1 protein-coding gene is annotated in these 665 nt (G+C 63.5%); it reads left to right on the top strand.

Annotation, left to right across the window (positions count from 1 at the left end; genetic code table 11):
• Window positions 1-665 (top strand): phage capsid family protein (locus FAZ21_RS20080; protein ID WP_136775197.1); only part of this gene is annotated, 665 nt, incomplete at both ends.

Raw genomic sequence — 665 nt, forward strand, 5'->3', positions numbered from 1 at the left:
ATGCAGCGCCCGACGGTGCTCAACCGGCTGACCGGCAAGCTGCCCCAGCAGGCCGATGCCAGCGCGACGCTGCGCTTCCAGTCGAAGAACGAACTGCCGGTCGTGCGCTGCATGGACCTGGCCAAGACGGCTGGCGATGAAGTCACCTTCGACCTGATCAACCCCATCAACGGTAAGCCGATCATGGGTGAGCACTATGCCGAAGGTCGTGGCGAGCGCATGGATTTCAGCCAGGACAAGCTGCGGATCAACCAGACCCGCAAGCCGATTTCGGCGGGTGGGCAGATGACCCAGCAGCGTACGCCGCACCAGTTGCGCACGCTGGCCCGCGACCAGGGCTTCAACTACATGACACGCCTTGAGGACCAGCTTGGGCTGGTGCACCTTGCTGGCGCCCGTGGCTTCGCCAATGACATCGAGTGGGCGGTGCCGCTGGCCAGCGATCCCGATTTCAAGGAGATCGTGGTCAATCCGGTGAAGGCGCCGACCCGCAACCGCCACTTCGTCTCTACCAGCGATGGTATCGAGCGCGTTTCGGTGAACGCTGGCGAGATCCAGATCGCCACCACCGATGTGATGAACATCGATGTGGTCGATGCGCTGCGCACCTTGTTCGACTCGATGCCGCTGCCGCCGCCGTCGGTGAAGTTCGAAGGCGACCAGGC

Origin of the sequence: Chitiniphilus eburneus (assembly GCF_005048205.1) — a bacterium.
In the GTDB taxonomy this organism is placed as follows: Bacteria; Pseudomonadota; Gammaproteobacteria; order Burkholderiales; family Chitinibacteraceae; genus Chitiniphilus; species Chitiniphilus eburneus.